General features: G+C 70.1%; 13 protein-coding genes. 7 read left to right on the top strand and 6 right to left on the bottom strand.

Annotated features, from left to right (window positions below):
• Positions 1-76 precede the first annotated feature (76 nt).
• The 3 genes from ABZ860_RS03440 to ABZ860_RS03430 all read right to left on the bottom strand — a co-directional run bounded on the left by ABZ860_RS03440 (position 77) and on the right by ABZ860_RS03430 (position 3,699).
• Positions 77-652 carry a hypothetical protein gene (locus ABZ860_RS03440; RefSeq protein ID WP_357214385.1) on the bottom strand — a complete coding sequence of 192 codons (576 nt, stop codon included), beginning with the start codon at positions 650-652 and terminating at the stop codon, positions 77-79.
• A 271-nt stretch (positions 653-923) separates the two neighbouring features.
• Positions 924-2,306, bottom strand: a complete 1,383-nt coding sequence (locus ABZ860_RS03435; protein ID WP_357214383.1) for a protein kinase — start codon at positions 2,304-2,306, stop codon at positions 924-926.
• Entirely contained in the window at positions 2,296-3,699 is a 1,404-nt protein-coding gene (locus ABZ860_RS03430; RefSeq protein ID WP_357214380.1) for a DUF4407 domain-containing protein, read from the bottom strand. The genes ABZ860_RS03435 and ABZ860_RS03430 overlap by 11 nt, the downstream gene beginning before the upstream one ends.
• Before the next feature lie 218 nt (positions 3,700-3,917).
• On the opposite strand from ABZ860_RS03430, the gene ABZ860_RS03425 reads away from it, so the two are divergent.
• The 3 genes from ABZ860_RS03425 to ABZ860_RS03415 are packed head-to-tail and all read left to right on the top strand — an operon-like array spanning position 3,918 to position 8,604.
• Positions 3,918-5,342, top strand: a complete 1,425-nt coding sequence (locus tag ABZ860_RS03425) for a hypothetical protein (protein ID WP_357214378.1) — start codon at positions 3,918-3,920, stop codon at positions 5,340-5,342.
• A gap of 8 nt (positions 5,343-5,350) precedes the next feature.
• Positions 5,351-6,337, top strand: a complete 987-nt coding sequence (locus ABZ860_RS03420; RefSeq protein WP_357214376.1) for a hypothetical protein — start codon at positions 5,351-5,353, stop codon at positions 6,335-6,337.
• Entirely contained in the window at positions 6,334-8,604 is a 2,271-nt protein-coding gene (locus ABZ860_RS03415) for a hypothetical protein (protein ID WP_357214374.1), read from the top strand. Before ABZ860_RS03420 ends, ABZ860_RS03415 begins: the two co-directional genes overlap by 4 nt.
• Here the strand turns inward: ABZ860_RS03415 and ABZ860_RS03410 are convergent.
• Positions 8,585-9,043, bottom strand: a complete 459-nt coding sequence (locus tag ABZ860_RS03410) for an ArsI/CadI family heavy metal resistance metalloenzyme (RefSeq protein ID WP_357214372.1) — start codon at positions 9,041-9,043, stop codon at positions 8,585-8,587. The genes ABZ860_RS03415 and ABZ860_RS03410 overlap by 20 nt on opposite strands.
• A gap of 82 nt (positions 9,044-9,125) precedes the next feature.
• Between ABZ860_RS03410 and ABZ860_RS03405 the strand changes: the two genes are divergently transcribed.
• Genes ABZ860_RS03405 through ABZ860_RS03395 form a run of 3 tightly spaced genes read left to right on the top strand, consistent with a single transcriptional unit; the run spans position 9,126 to position 11,286 of the window.
• Positions 9,126-9,491 (top strand): metalloregulator ArsR/SmtB family transcription factor, encoded by a 366-nt coding sequence (locus ABZ860_RS03405; protein ID WP_357214369.1) that lies wholly within the window; start codon positions 9,126-9,128, stop codon positions 9,489-9,491.
• Positions 9,492-9,508: 17 nt separating this feature from the next.
• The gene (locus ABZ860_RS03400; RefSeq protein WP_357214366.1) at positions 9,509-10,030 is read left to right on the top strand and encodes an N-acetyltransferase family protein; all 522 of its coding nucleotides are present in this window, start codon (positions 9,509-9,511) and stop codon (positions 10,028-10,030) included.
• 17 nt (positions 10,031-10,047) lie between these two features.
• Entirely contained in the window at positions 10,048-11,286 is a 1,239-nt protein-coding gene (locus tag ABZ860_RS03395) for an erythromycin esterase family protein (protein WP_357214364.1), read from the top strand.
• A 4-nt stretch (positions 11,287-11,290) separates the two neighbouring features.
• On the opposite strand, the gene ABZ860_RS03390 is transcribed toward ABZ860_RS03395, so the two are convergent.
• Together ABZ860_RS03390 and ABZ860_RS03385 are read right to left on the bottom strand one after the other, a co-directional pair.
• The gene (locus ABZ860_RS03390) at positions 11,291-12,754 is read right to left on the bottom strand and encodes a serine hydrolase domain-containing protein (protein ID WP_357214361.1); all 1,464 of its coding nucleotides are present in this window, start codon (positions 12,752-12,754) and stop codon (positions 11,291-11,293) included.
• Between the two features lie 190 nt (positions 12,755-12,944).
• Positions 12,945-13,544 (bottom strand): helix-turn-helix domain-containing protein, encoded by a 600-nt coding sequence (locus ABZ860_RS03385; RefSeq protein WP_357214358.1) that lies wholly within the window; start codon positions 13,542-13,544, stop codon positions 12,945-12,947.
• A 170-nt stretch (positions 13,545-13,714) separates the two neighbouring features.
• Between ABZ860_RS03385 and ABZ860_RS03380 the strand changes: the two genes are divergently transcribed.
• A complete protein-coding gene (locus tag ABZ860_RS03380; RefSeq protein ID WP_357214355.1) occupies positions 13,715-14,863 on the top strand; it encodes an NAD(P)/FAD-dependent oxidoreductase in 1,149 nt (382 codons plus the stop codon).
• Positions 14,864-14,988: the final 125 nt, after the last annotated feature.

The raw sequence follows: 14,988 nt of genomic DNA, 5'->3' as shown, positions 1-14,988 counted from the left end.
TGTTCCGTCTGGGGGAAGTCGAACGCGTGGACCAGGGCGACGGGCAGCAGACTTAACCGGTGGGCGGCGGGCGAGATCAGCCCTCGAAGGTCACGGTGGCGTACTGGTAACGGGTCTTGCCGTTCTCGTCCCCGTCGTGCGAACGGCCGGTCATGACCTGGTTGTAGCCCGCCTGGGTGATGTGACTGCTTTCCTTGTACTCACCGGTCCAGTAAGCGCCGGTCAACCGCACCTGCCGCCCCTGCCAGTACAGCGCGGCGGTGCGGTACCTGGTCGAGCCGTTCTCGTCACCCTGGTGCCATCTGCCGACGAGCGCCTGGTCCAGCGGGGCGACATAGCTGGAGTGGTTCTCCTTCTGCGCGTAGGTCCAATCACCCATGTGCACCTGGACCTGCTCGCCGTTGATGAAGATCCAGCTGCAGTAGTAGGTGGTCGCCTTGTTCTCGTCCCCGTAGTGCGAGCGGCCGGTGAGCACCTGATTGGTCGGGCAGGTGAAGGCGTCCGCCCACTCGCGCACGGTCTCGGAGTAGCCCTGCCGGACGCTGATCGTCACCGCCGAGGCGGACGCGGAGGCGGGAGAAGCCGCGGTGACGGCCGCCGCTGCGGCCAGGGCGGCGAGTACCGCCTTGGGGTAGGTCCTCATCTTTGCCATGGCCCAAGAGCATCGCGGCGCTTCCTAGTGATCCACTAAAAGCGACCGGCCTGTGATGCCTTCATGCGGGCCAGGCAGGGAGGAAAGGCCGAGCAAGGCCGCGCCTCCTAAAGGCCGCCAATGGAACCGCAAGCGGCGCTCGAGAACATCGCCGGCCTGCGCCCTGCGCGAGAAGGCCGGCCGCCGCCCGCGCGACGGCGTCCCCCTCGGACAGCGCAGCACCATCACGGGTCTCTGACCGTCTTCCGGCCTGCCGCGCACGCCCCCGTGCTCACTCGGCGATGGCGATCTGGGCGCGTACGGCGGGGCTGAGCCCGGCCAGGAGGCGATCGGCGCGGCCGTCCGTGGTCGCCCTGAGCAGGGCCGCGGTGACCGGCGGCGGCACGTACTCCAGCACCTGCCGGGCCCGCCGGGTCGTCATCGCCTCGACCAGCCGGACCGCGGCGGGCGTGACGCCGAGCGCGTTGAGGATGTCGGCGGCGACCCGATCGGGGACGTCCGTCAGGATGCTCGCGCCCCGGCTCGCGGGCAGCTGCCGCAGCAGCGCGGCCGCTCCCCCCGCGGTCATGTGACCGAGCACCCGCCCGGCCTGACCGGACGGCAGCAGGGCCAGCACGCCGGCCGCCCGGGACGGATCGCCGGCCATCGCGTCCAACGCCTGCCCGGCGGCGCCGGGCGCCATCGCGGCGAGCGCCGCGGCGGCACTGCGCAATGAAGAAGCGTGCAGGGAGGTGCGCGGCGCCTCGATCGGCGGCTGGGGTGGTCGTGATCGCGGCCTTCCGACCGGCGGCTGCGAACGCGGCCTCTCAACCGGCGGCTGGGGCCGCTGCGGGGCGGCGATCGCCGCCAGCCTGCGGTCGAGTTCGGCCGCCCCCATCCGGAGAGCGGGGTCCTTCCTGAGCAGCCCGGCGATCACGTCGTACAGCGGCCCGCGGCGGCGAGGCGGCGGAAGGCGGTCGTTGCAGACGGCGTGCACGGTCGCATAGGGGTTGTCCCGCCTGAAGGGCGAGTAGCCCTCCAGCGCGCAGAAGAACGTGACGCCGAGCGACCACAGGTCGGCGGCGGGTCCCACCGCACGCCCGTCGATCCGCTCCGGCGCCATGAACTCCGTGGTGCCGAGCATGATGCTGTGCGAGGTGAGCCCGCTCTCGCCGACGATCTGCGCGATGCCGAAGTCGACGAGCACCACCTTTCCGTCGTGGCCCACCACGATGTTGGCCGGCTTGACGTCACGGTGCAGCACACGCGCGGCGTGCGCGGCCGTCAGCCCGGCCAGCACATCGCGCCCCAAGGCGGCGATCTCGCGCTCGGACAGCGTCCGCCGCCGGATCAGGTCGTCCAGAGAACCGCCCTCGACGTAGACCATGACGATCCACGGCGAGCCGCCCTCCTCGAAGACGTCGTAGATCTCGGCTATCGCGGGATGCCTGATCCTGGCGAGCGACCGGGCCTCGCGCAGAGCCCTCACCCGCTGGACCTCGGTCCCCTCGCCGTACGGCGTCAGCAGGACTTCCTTGAGCGCGACGAGCCGGCCGAGCATCCTGTCCATCGCGAGCCAGACCGTGCCCATGCCGCCTCGGCCGAGCTGGGACCTCAGCTCGTAGCGGTCCCTGATCACCCGTCCCGGGCCCGCCATCGGAGCGTCAGTCGTCATCGGGCAGCAGCTCGACACCGCCGGGGCGCTCGGCACCGGTCCGCGGCACCCGCATGGTCCTGGCGTCCGGCATCCGCCTCAGTTCCTGGTCCTCCATCGACTCGTACGCGTCGGTCTCGCCGACGGTCTCCGCGCGGGTGCCGGTGGGTCCCCGGTACGCCGCGCCGTCCTCGGGGACGGTGACCACCGGCTGCGGGCCGGTTTCGCCCGTACGGGACCAGATGCGCCAGACGTCCTGCGAGCGGGCCGAGGGCGAGGCGGGCGTCCCGGCACCGCCCGCGCCCGGCGAGGCGAAGGCGCCCTGTGCGGCGAAGGTGCCCCGCGCGTCCCGGAACTCGTGCTTCTCGGCCAGCGCGAGGACCTTCTCGTAGTTGCCCGGCCGCTGCATCAGCTTGATCGCGACCGGCAGGCACTCGATGAGGAGGAACAGCAGGAACAGCAGCAGGCGGGTGACGCCGAGGCTGCTGTCCTTGCCGGTCACCTCGTTGAGCGCCTGGATGCGGATGAGCAGGCCGTTGGTCGCCATGTTCTCGGCGTCGAAGGACGCTTGGAGGTCGGTCTGCCGCTTGATCCCCGCGTCGAGCTGCGCCTTCGCCTTGGGCAGGGCGTCCTGCGCGCTCGCGAGGCGGGCCTGCTTGGCCTCCTCGCTGCCGGCGTTCAGCTCCCGCTTCCGGTTCTCGATCTGCCGGTTGATCAGGTCGATCCGCCGCTTGTCCTTCTCGTACGCGCGCCGGCTGTCCTGGGCGAGAGGGCCGTCGCCCTTCTTCGGACAGGACGGTCCTCCGTACAGCTGGCACTGCCACTCGCCGTAGTGCTTGTCGGCCAGTTTCTGCTGCCTGGCGCGCTCTGCGGTCAGCGCCTTGACGTTCGGGTCCTGTTCGGTGTCGATGGGCACGTCACCTCCGGAGGAGATGACTTTCTCCAGGTCCGCCACCTCTTTGCGGAGCTGGCCGACGTCCTTGCCGACGTTGCCCTGCTGTTGCCGCGCGGCGAAAGCGTCCGCGCGCTGCTGCTTGATCTGGACAATTTGGGCATCGATTTCGGACCGGAAGATCTGGAGCACTAATGGCGTGGAGATGACGAACCCGAGCAGGAGCGCCATGAGAACGCGCGGAACGGCCAGCGGCCAGCGGCGCGGGGCGTCCGCCTTCATCGTGCTGACCAGCCAGCGGTCGAGGCTCAGGATCATCAGACCCCAGACGAGCGCGGCGAGGACGGCCAGGATGACGTTGACGCCCAGGGCGCTGTTGAGGGCGAACGTCATCGAGACCACCGCGAGGACGGCCGTCGTGAGCACGGCGCCGCCGATGCCCTCGAACTTCCCGTACTCGCTCGGACACCGTTCGAGCACCTCGGGCCGCGCTCCGGACAGCGCGATCAGAAACCGCCTCATGTTTCTCCTCGCCTACGCGCACATATTGGAACGTGGCATAACGCTCGAGACTCGGGCTATCGTAGATCCCCGCCGTAAGATTGCGGGAAACTGAGAATGATTCGACGCAACGACACAACAAGAACCCTACCGTTATGACAAGTCGTCTTTTCATAGTTACCGGCTAGTTCGGATATAGGGGGACGGGGGCGACGAGCAGGACAATCAACGGAGGATCCGTGTCAGAGCCCGACAAGGCTCTGCTTCGCAAGGCCGTCGCCCGAGCCGTTGCGGGGCTGACCGCCACCGGCCGCCTCACGATCGTGGAGGTCGCCGCCGACGGGATGACCGTCTTCCGCATCCACCGGGACGACAACGGCAGGCCTCGCTGCCGTTACTGGTCGTCGTCATGGGAGGACCTGACCTCCGAGCAGGGGTGGGGGCACGAGTCCTCCCGGCAGGCCGTGCTCCGGGCCGCCGACCTGCTCGCCGCCGACGAGGTCGTCCTCGTCTGCTCGTTTCCGGACGGCGCGGAGGCCGGCCGGGCGCTCGGCTGGCTGGGCGAGGCGCGGCCCGCCGCCGTTCTCCCCTGTGACGGGCCGGTCATCGCGATCGTCGAGGACGTCCTGGCCTCCGACCCCCTCTCACGGTCGTACGACCTGGTCGTGTTACGCGCCGACCACGCGAGCGGGCGGCTGCGGCTGGGAAGCAAGCAGCTGTTCCCCATCGGCACCCTTCCCGGGACGCGGGCCGAGGTGGCCGTCCGCTGCGAGCCGGGCGACGAGTACGGCACCGCGTTCGCCGTGGTCACCTGGCAGGGCCGGGAGCCCCGGCTGCTGTCGGTGCACAGTGCCAGGCTCACCCCCGGCCGTTATCTGCTGACGGCCGAGCTGGTGCGACCGGGGAAGGTGCGGTTCACCGGCGTGCCCGAGCTGACCCGGGACCCGCGCGGCTGGAACGACCTCGTGGCGGCGGCGCCGTCGCAGCTGCCGCCCAAGGCCGGGCCGGCACACCTGATCTGCGCGGTGGAGGTGTGCGGGCCGGACGCGATGGTGGAGGAGCGCCTGAGCCGGGTGCGCCAGATGGTCAGTCATCTGTCCGCCGAGCTCGCGGACCTCCTGCGGGTCTCCCTCGTGGCGTACGGCGCGCACTCCTACGACGACCGGTCGGCCGGAGAGCATCCGGTGGAGGTCGCCGCGTGGCAGGTCACGCCCGAGCGCGCGCTGGCCGCCCTGGAGCGGCTGGAGGAGCGCGGTGCGATCACCGAGGGCTACCCCTACTATCCGCACGCCGCCCAGGTGGAGGACATGCTGGACGTGGTGGCCCGGCGGCTCGCGACGTCGGAGCGGGTGCGCACGGTCCTGCTCACGGCCGGCGACCGCCCGCCGCACCCCGCGCGTACGAACCGGTCGCTGATCCTGCCCTGCCCGCGCTCGCACGACTGGCGGTCGCTCGTGGGCCGCGTGCAGAGCCGGCCGGACGTCCTGCTCGCCGCGATCTGCGACCGGCAGGACACCGCCGCGCACCCGGCCTGGCGTCGGCTCGGCGCGAACGGGCTCGCGCATCTCGACGCCCTCGACATCCGGGGGCTGGCCGCCGACCTGGGGCTGGCCGCGCCCGACGGCCTCCCCATCCCGTTCCCCCTCCTCGACGAGACGGAGTGAGACCAGACATGCAGTCCGACCCCGCGCAGGGACCACCGGCCCACGACATCGCCATGTGGGGCGCACCCGGCAGCGGCAAGACCACGCTTCTGGCCGCCCTGAACATCGCGCTGATGCGGCGGAAGGACGACTGGAAGATCATCGGATCCGACGCCGCCTCGTCCGACTACCTCATCGAGAGAACGAACGCTCTGTCGAACGGGAAGATCTTCCCGGAGGCGAGCCAGAGCCTGGAGCACTACCGCTGGACGCTGGTCGGGCCGGCCGAGCGGCAGGAGCGCCGGTGGCTCCGCAAAGCCCGGTCCGCCCCACCGCTGAAGATCGGCATCAGCATGGTCGACGCGCCGGGCGGTCTGTTCAGCGCGGGCCCCCTCCACACGGGGAACGGCGGCGGCGTCGGCGACGACCTGCGCCGCCGCCTGATGGACAACCTGGTGAAGAGCCGGGGCCTGGTCTTCCTCTTCGACCCCATCCGGGAGTTCGAGCTCGGTGACGCCTTCGACCATCTGCACCCGCCGCTCACCCGCCTCGCCGAGAAGATGCTCGAGATCGGAGAGCTGCGGGACGGGATGCTCCCCCACCACGTCGCGGTCTGCATCACCAAGTTCGACGACCCCCGCGTGCTGGAGACCGCGGAGAAGCTGCACCTGCTCGACTCCGCGCCCGACGACGAGTACGGATTTCCCCGCGTGACCAGCGAGGACGCCCGCGACCTGTTCCGCGCGCTGTGCGAGGTGTCCGCGAGCGGCAACGCGGACATGGTCGTCAACGCCCTGGACCAGTTCTTCCACCGCACCCGCGTCGAGTTCTTCGTCACCTCGTCGATCGGCTTCTACGTACGGCCGCACACCAAGACGTTCGACTGGAACGACTACCAGAACCTGCTGCCCGAGGCGGGCAGGGAGCTGCGGATCCGGGGGCAGGTCCATCCCATCAACGTCGTCGAGCCCATGCTGTGGCTCGGTCGGCGCCTCGCCGCCGGCGGTCCGCGGTGATCGGTTTCGAGTGGGCGCTGGAAGGCAAGCGGCCCGGCAGCTACGACGAGTACGGCCTGCTGGAGTGGAGCGACGGGCGGCTCGATCGCGGGGTGTTCGACAAGCTCAGGCACCGCTACACCGCGAGCACCGCCGGCGACCTGCCCCAGGTGACGATCGGGACCGCGAGGATCAGCGAGAACGGAGAGATCTCCTACTACCTGGTTCTGGCGATCCGGGAGTGGTCGGGTCACCGCGACTTCGCCAACCGCAAGATCGCCTACACCCGGTGGTTCTACGTACCGTACGAGCAGCTCGTCGACCAGCCGGTGTCGTACACGGCGCTCTACACCGCCTTCGCCGCCCTGCCGCTGGAGCCGCGGCCTCCGCTGACCGTGGCCGTGCCGCCGTACGACCCGGAGGCCCTGCCGCCCGGGCCCGACACGCTCTGCGCCGCGGCGCTGCTGCTGAACGGCCGGCCCGTGTGCGTGATCGGCGCCGACTCCGTCCCCATGATCGACCGGCTGCGATTCGCGGACACCGTCGCGGCGCTGCTGCCGTACGGGACGCGGACCAGGTTCACCGCCGCCACCTGGACCAGCAGCACGAGCGAGCACAGCATCAAGCTGTCGTTCGCGCGGTACGCCCCCGAGGGGGCGCAGACGGTGGTCTGGGGACGCCCGGCCGACAGCGTCCTCGACCAGACGCCGTCGAAACTCTGCTACCAGTTCTACACACGGTCCGACGTCCCGGCGACGGAGATGATCGCCAGGCTCGCCCGGCAGACCGAGCCGCTGTCGATCGAGAAGGACCGGCCCAGAGTGCTCCAGCTGGTCGAACAGTCCGGTTCCGCGGCGCCGGAGCCCGAACCCGAGCCGGATCGCTCCCCGCCCGGCCCTCCTCCCGCCCTGCGCACGAGCTCCACGGAGCCCACGGTGGCGTACCGGAACGGCGCGGGAAACGCCTACACCGAGGCGCTGGCCGACGCGCTCACGTACGCCGCGGACGTCCGCGCCGCGGTCGAGGATCTGGCTCGCTCGGGCACGAACCCCACCACCCGGCAGCACCTCCAGAGGGTGCTACTCCAGCGCAACTGCTTTCGCGGCGTGATCGATCCCCGCAGTGACGCGACCCTGCTCTACACGCGGCTCGTGGACGCGGCCTTTCCGGCCGAGGAGATGTGGAGGCAGTCCAGCCAGGACGCCGCCGACGCCCTCATCTGCTCGCCGAGCACCCCGGATGTCGTACGGCGGAAGCTCGCCTCCCTCATGGGCACGCCTCCCGTCGAGCGCCGGTGGAGCTGGCGGGGTCTGGACCGGCGAGTCCGCCTGGCGGTGACCCTGACGGGCACGGCCGCGTTCGTCGCGGCGGCCGTCGTGGCCGTGTTCCTGACCCTGGGCGACGTCGGCGAATCCCCTCCGGAGAACCTCTCCGCTTCTCCGGCGCCGCCGGCGGTGGTCGTCCAGGCGCCCGCCGACCAGCGGTACGCCGCCGAGGCCTTCGCCGAGAGGCTCCGCCGCGACGGCTACGCCCCGGCCGTCGAGACGATCGACCCCGCGACCGTCACGCCGCCCGTCGGCACGCCGGCCGTGACCATCGCGTACGACCTCGACGTCCTCGGGGCGGTCAGCGGCGGCCGGTACTCCGGCAGGGACGTGCGGGGGGACCTGCAGACATGGGGCCTCAGTGAGCTGGCGGACCTTGGGGTGACGAGCCCCGACGTCCTGCTCGTCAGGGACGGCGTCAAGCCGGGAAGGTTCCTCGACCACCCCGGCGAGGGCGACGACATCCTCATCCGCAACACGATCGGCGACGAGCAGCTGCGCGCGCTGACCGATCGCGGCGTACGGCTGAACACCGTGTCGGTCCAGGACATCTCGCGTCGGCTGGCCGAGCGATCCGCCGACGCCGCGATCGTGCCCGAGAGCGTGAGCGCCGTCGAGGGCTACCAGCGCTCCGCGCCGCGGGACCTACCGCTCCCCCAGCGCAGGCTGGTCGTGCTCGTCAACCGCGCCGCGGACGAACCGATGCGGCAGGACCTGCTCCAGGTCATCCAGGCACCGGGCTTCGGGCGGGCGTCCCAAGGCGATCCCGGCCTGGCCGCCAAGGCCCTCGTCGATCAGATCGCCCCGGTGACGGAACCGACGTCCCCGGACGAACCGGAGGCAACCCCGTCCTTCCCGTACGTGCTCTTCTTCGTGGTGGTCGCCCTCGCCTTCGCGGCGGTGGTGCTGTTGATGTGGCGGCCCGCCCGGCTCGGCGGCACGATCAGCCGTCACCGCCGGTGACCGTCTCGGCGGCGCAGCAGGCGGAGCCGGTCTCCTTGGAGAGGATGTCGACGGTGAGGGCACCGGCTGTGGGGCTGTCGGACTTGACCACGTACACCTCCCAGGGCTCGCCGCCCGGGCCGTGGACCCACACCTTGTCCTGGAGGGCGTAACAGCAGGTGGTGTCGTTCTCCTCGAAGGTGGCCAGGCCCGCCTCCTTCAGGCGTCCGGTCGCCGCCGTGACCTCGGCGTCGTCCTCGACCTCGACGCCGAGATGGTCCATCCGGGTCGGCTCCCCCGGCTCGCCCTCCAGGAGCACCAGCTTGAGCGGCGGCTCCGCGATGGCGAAGTTGGCGTACCCGGGCCGGCGCTTGGCGGGCTCGACGCCGAACAGTTTGGAGTAGAACGCGACCGAGCCTTCCAGGTCGGCGACGCGCAGAGCGAGCTGGACACGGGACACGTGGTTCTCCTTGCTTAGATGAACTTCTAATCAGGATGCCCGCAGTTTGCGCGTCTGCCTAGATGGACGTCAAATTAGAACTGTGTCGAAGCAAGAGCTGCAGATCATCGATGCCTGTTGCGCGCCGCTGGCCTGCGAACCGCTGTCCGAAAGCGAGGCCGCCGAGCTCGCTCCGCTGTTCAAGGCGGTCGCCGATCCCGTACGGCTGCGCCTGCTGTCGCTGATCGCCTCTCACGAGGACGGTGAGACGTGCGTGTGCGACCTGACGGCGGCCTTCGACCTCACCCCGCCGACGATCAGCCATCACCTGAAGGTGCTCAGACAGGCCGGGCTCATCGAGTCCGAGCGCCGGGGCACCTGGGTCTACTACCGGATCGCCCCGGCCGTACTGGCCCGCATGTCGGCCCTGCTCATGCCCGCGTCGAGGGCCCTCGCCGAGACGGCGTGACGCTGATTGGAGGACACATGTCCGAGCTTGCCGAGGTGGGAGCGATCCTCGTCCGCCCCATGCGGGAGACCGACGCGGCGCAGGTCCTCGCGATCTACCAGGCCGGCCTCGACGGCGGAAACGCCAGTTTCGAGACCACGGCACCGGCCTGGCAGGCGTTCGACGCCGCGAAGCTGCCGCTCCACCGGCACGTCGCCGTCGACGCCGTCAGCGGACAGGTCGTCGGCTGGATCGCGGTCAGCGCCGTCTCCTCCCGCTGCGTCTACGCCGGGGTGGTCGAGCACTCCGTCTACGTCCACCCCGGCCACGGCGGCCGCGGAATCGGGCTGGCGCTCCTGAACGCCCTCATCCAGTCCACCGAGACCGAGGGCATCTGGACCATCCAGTCGGGCGTCTTCCCCGAGAACACCGCCAGCCTGCGCCTGCACGAGAAGGCCGGCTTCCGCGTCGTCGGCACCCGCCATCACGTCGGCCGCCACCACGGTCGCTGGCGCGACGTCGTCCTCCTCGAACGCCGCAGCACCGTCGTGGGTCTCTGACCCTCGTGCAGCCGACCATGAGGAGCACCGTGCCCGGCACGATGAACGAGGACGAGGTGGCGAAGTGGCTCAAGGCGCGAGCGATACCACTGAACGGCCTGGAACCGGCCGCCGGAACCGCTGACCTGGCACCGTTACGCGTCGCACTGGACGGTGTGCGGGTGGTGGGGCTCGGCGAGGCCACACATGGCAGCCGGGAGTTCTTCTTGATCAGGCACCGGTTGCTGGAGTTCCTGGTCGAGGAACTGGGGTTCACGACGCTCGCGGTGGAGGCCAGCGCATCGGCGTCCCGAGCCGTGGACGACTACGTGCAGGGCGGCTCCGGCGATCCGGTCGAGGCGCTCGCCGGGCTGGGCTTCTGGACGTTGCACACGGCGGAGATGCTGGCGGTCGTCGAGTGGCTGCGCGACCACAACCGCACCGCCTCGCGGAAGGTGAGGTTCGTGGGCATCGACCCGCAGCATCCGGCGGCATCGCTGGACGCCCTGGGTACCTGCCTCGGCGATGACGCGGCGGGCCTGCTCGACCCCCTCGCTCCCCTCGCCGGAAAGCGCCTGGGCGTCGGCCCACCGCTCGACCGGCGGATCGAAGCCGACGCCCGCCGCGTCGAGGACTTCCTGGCCGGCGTCTCCCTTTCGGATGAGGCGCTTGCGCATGCGCGGATCGTGCGCCAGAGCGCCGACCTCGCGAGCCGGCCGTTCCGGCACTCGGACCCCGCACAGACCGTGAGCGTCGCCCGTGACCGCTACCTCGCCGACAACGTGGACCTGCTCCTGGACGACCCGGACGCCAAGGTCGCCCTCTGGGCGCACAACGGCCACGTCATGAAGGGCGGCCACAGCGGCGGGTCGGTGCCCGCGATGGGCATGCATCTCAGGCAGCGCCATGGCGAGACGTACTACGCACTCGGCGTGCTCTTCGGGTCGGGCCGGTTCCGGGCCCACCGGCGACGATTCGGCAGGGTGGACCCGGCCAGGCCTCCGGTCACCTTCCGCGTCCCACTCGTCCGGAGACCGACGATCGTTGAGGCTCGCCTGGCCACCGCTCACCCGGGCGATCACGTGATCGACCTGCGGAGCGGCCCACGGCCGGAGGCCGTGACGCGGTGGCTCGGCGAGCCCCTTCACATGCGCGGTTACGGGGGGGCGGTGGCGAGGCGGTTCACCTACAAGCTCGGCTACATGCCCACGGTGCTCGCCGAGCACTTCGACGGCATCGCCTTCGTGCCCGAGACCACCGCATCCACCCCTCTGTGAGTCCTCACCGGCCGAGAGCGAGGGTGGCGAGGTGGCGGGCGATGCCGGCGGTGTCGGTGTCCTGCACGTTGCTGAGCACGACGACCTGGATGTCGTCGTCGGGCAGGTACATGTTGCTCGCCGTGTAGCCCATGAAAAGACCCGGGTGATACCGGAGCCGGTGTCCGTGGAGCCGGTCGACGAGCCAGCCGAAGGCGTACGCGCTCGACGGCAGGTTGAGGCAGCCGGTGGGGGGACACTTCGCCTGCGGCGTGAACGCCAGCTTGACGGTCGCGGGTGGCGCGACCGTGTACGAGCCGAACGCCCGGTCCCAGCGAGCGAGGTCGTCGACGGTGGAGTAGAGGCCGGTCGCGGAGAACAGCTCGGAGCCGTTCAGGAGCGGGGCCGGTGACCCGAGTGTGAAGTAGCCCTTCGCGTACCCGGCGGGCGGATAATTCCTGCTGTAGCCGGTGTGCTCGAGGTGCAGCGGGCCGGTGATCTCGTCGCGGAGTACGGTGCCGTACGGCTTGTGCGTCACCGCCTGGATGATCGCGCCGGCCAGGACGTAGCCGGAGTTGGTGTACTTCCAACTGGTGCCGGGCGTGAAGTCCAGTGGCAGGTTCACGAACTGCTGGATGAGTTTCCGGGGCGTGGTCGGTCGCGTCACGTTGGCGAGATAGCTGGGCAGTGTCTCGATGTTGGGGATGCCGGAGGTGTGGGTGAGCGTCTCGCGGATCGTGATGGGACGCCACGCCGCCGGGCAGGCCTTGATGTACGCCGGGACGAGATACGGGCAGATCCGGTCGTCCAGCTTGAGCAGCCCGCGGTCTTGCAGCTTCAGCACGAGCATCGAGGTGAACTGCTTGGTGATCGACATGACCCGGTAGACGGTGTCCGGCCGGTTGGGGATGTGCTTGTTCTCGTCCGCCTCGCCCGCGGCGAAACGCGCCAGCACCCGCCCACGCCGTACGACCAGCGCCGAGCCGGTGAACTGCTTCTTCGCGGCCAGATCCCGCAGGTAGGCCAGCATCTCCGCACTGGTGGAATCGTCCGGCGGCGCCGATGACGTGCCCGGCGGGTCGGATTTCTGCGTGGAATCGCTCGTGTCGCCGGTGGCCGATGAGTCCGTTTTCTGGACGGGCCGGTTCGTGATGTCCGACAGGTTGTTCTGATCGCTGAAGGAGTTCGCAGTCGCGTCCGTTTTCTGCCAGTTGTACGGCAGAGCCCGCGAATCCGTCTCGCCCTTCTGCATCGGGGTGAGGGCGAGCGTGACGTCGCGGAGCAGGTTCTGCCGTTGCCGCTGCCGCTCGCGCTCCGACTGCCGCCGCCCGTCGCGATGCCCGGCGCCACGGCGGCCGTGACCTCGGGCGTGATCGCGTCCGACCGGGTGATCGACGTCGAGGCCCGTCACGACCGCGCCTTCGGCGGACGCGGCGACGGCGGGAGTGCCCAAGGGGACGGCCCCACCGGACAGCGCGGTGCCGAGCATAAGGAACCCGACAACATTAGGACACTTGGGCATTTTCTCCCCCACGAAACGTGCCACTGTCCGAATCAAGACATTTCCCGAAACTAATTGAGTTCGAGAATGCCCTGCGGACAATTCTTCCGGGGGGCTGCTTTCCGTTCACCGGCGCCACAAACGCCGATCGACGCGGCTTTCCTTGTTCGTTAGAACGTCAATGTGCCGGTTCGGAATCAAGCCGCGCACGCCATCCGTCGATCAGCAGGTCGAACACCGTCTCCACAGCCGCACGCGGATCATGCCGGCCCTGCACCAGAGTCGGGATCTCCAGGACGAACCGCGCGAGAGCCGTACATTCGAGATCATCCTCCTCCCGCCCGAGTTCCTCCGCGATCACGACGCCGAGGGCGGCCGCATGCCGCATCCACATACGCTCCGCGTACTCGCGGAGCGCGGGCGTCCGGTCCACCAGCGCGTGGAGCTGGTCCAGACGAGGATCCGACACGACCCGCACCCAGGACTCCAGCGCGTGGGCGCGGAGCGCCTCGATCACACTCCGGCCCTCGGGCCGTTCGCGGACGGCGGCGGTCAGCGCCGCCTCCACTTCCTCCTCGCGGTCGAAGACCAGCGCCTCCTTGCCCGGGAAGTGCGCGAAGAGGGTCGTCGTCGACACGTCAGCCCTTTCGGCGACGTCGCGGACGCTCACCCGTTCGAAGCCGTGCTCCAGGAAGAGCTCCAGGGCGGCGTCGGCGATGGCCTGCCTCGTCGCGGCCTTCTTGCGCTCGCGACGGCCAACGGCCGGAGAGTCGGGCATGACGTCACTGTACTCCATAGGTGAACTGAGACCGAAACTGTAACGGTTGCAGTTTTGTACTCGTTTCTGCTTTGGTGGACTTCGCGGGAGTCGCCGTCCCGAGGGGGCGCGGCGCCGGTCGTCGCCGCGCGTAGCGGCACCGGGAACCCCGCCGACGAAAGGAATCCACCGTGGAATCTCCGACGCCCGCGAACGCGCGGATCGGCATCATCGGCGCCGGCCCGGGAGGCCTCACATGCGCACGCATCCTGCAGCGGCACGGCGTTCCGGTGACTGTGTACGACCGGGATCCGGATGCGGACTCCCGCGACCAGGGAGGCTCGCTCGACCTGCACGAGGAAGACGGCCAGCTCGCACTCCATGAGGCGGGTCTGCTGGAGGAGTTCTTCGCGCTCGCGAGGGTCGAGGGGCAGGAAATGCGCCGAATCGACCCAGCGGGACGTGTCCTTGCCCACCACGTGCCGGACGAGGGCGAGACGGTCAGCCCCGAGATCGACCGCGGGCAGCTTCGCGATCTCCTGCTGCGCTCACTCGCCCCGGGGACGGTCCAGTGGGGACGGACCCTCGAGTCGGTGAGCGGGCCGGCCGACGGGCCGCGAACGCTGACGTTCACCGACGGGACGGCCGTCGAGGCGGATCTCGTGATCGGCGCGGACGGCGCCTTCTCCCGCGTCCGCGCCGCCGTGTCGCCCGCGACACCGCGCTATGTCGGGGTCGGTTTCCTCGAGGCGTGGTTCGACGACATGGACGACGCGCACCCCGAGCTCGCCGAACTGGTCGGGAAAGGCAGCGCCCACGCCGCCGACGGGGAGCGTGGCCTCTTCGCACAGCGCAACAGCGGCGGCCACATGCGGGTCTACATCATGCGGCGCGTCCCCCTGGACTGGATCGCGGCGAACGGGCTTCGCGCCGAGGACACCGAGGGCATCCGTGCGCACCTGCTCCGTGAGTACGCGGCCTGGTCGCCACGGCTGCTCCGGATGATCACGGACAACGACGGCGCCTACGTCGACCGTCCGCTCTTCGCCCTGCCGGTTCCGCACACGTGGGAGCACTCGCCCAGCGTGACGCTCCTCGGAGACGCCGCACACCTCATGCCGCCGTTGGGCGTCGGCGTCAACCTCGCCATGCTCGACGCCTGCGAACTCGCGCTCGCGCTCGTCCGCTCCTCCACCATCGACGACGCCGTACGCGGCTACGAGAAGACGATGCTCCCGCGCTCGGCCGAAACCGCCCAGATGCTCGAACACGGCGCAGAGTTCCTGCTGGCCGTGCCCGACCCCGACGAGATCGAGCCGTTGGGTCACGCCCACCACTGAGGTCGATTCGGCCAGGTCTTCTCGGAGCAGAGCACCCGGGCGGCCTCGTGGGGTTCCGCGTCGCGGACGTGGTAGCGCCCGTCCTCCATGCCGAGCGTCGTCACGATGCCCGAGGCGAGGACACG

The organism is Microbispora sp. NPDC046973 (genome assembly GCF_040644495.1).
Lineage (GTDB): Bacteria > Actinomycetota > Actinomycetes > Streptosporangiales > Streptosporangiaceae > Microbispora.
This window is presented reverse-complemented; position numbering and strand designations above follow the sequence as displayed.